Here is a 271-nt window from a genome sequence, read left to right as displayed (position 1 = left end):
AGTCCAAACAGCATCGCTGACTTCGTCAAAAACGATATGGCAGACAGCACTGAATACGCAGCGATTTTTATTCCAGGTGGTCATGGCGCTATGCTCGGCTTGCCGGAAGACAAAAACCTTGGCGCATTGCTACGTTGGGGACACGATAATGATCTCTTTACCTTAGCGATTTGTCACGGGCCTGCAGCGTTATTGGCGGCTGACCTTAATAGTCCTGACAGTTCTGATGAAGGTAATTCCAAGCGTGACTTTATTTTTAAAGGTTATAAGA

General features: G+C 46.1%; 1 protein-coding gene. It reads left to right on the top strand.

Annotated elements, in window-relative coordinates; translation table 11 throughout:
• A partial coding sequence (locus AAEY79_RS14955) for a DJ-1/PfpI family protein (protein ID WP_352289186.1) occupies positions 1 to 271 on the top strand: 271 nt, incomplete at both ends.

Origin of the sequence: Psychrobacter sp. GW64-MNA-CIBAN-0177, from assembly GCF_040309585.1 — a bacterium.
Lineage (GTDB): Bacteria > Pseudomonadota > Gammaproteobacteria > Pseudomonadales > Moraxellaceae > Psychrobacter > Psychrobacter okhotskensis.
This window is presented reverse-complemented; position numbering and strand designations above follow the sequence as displayed.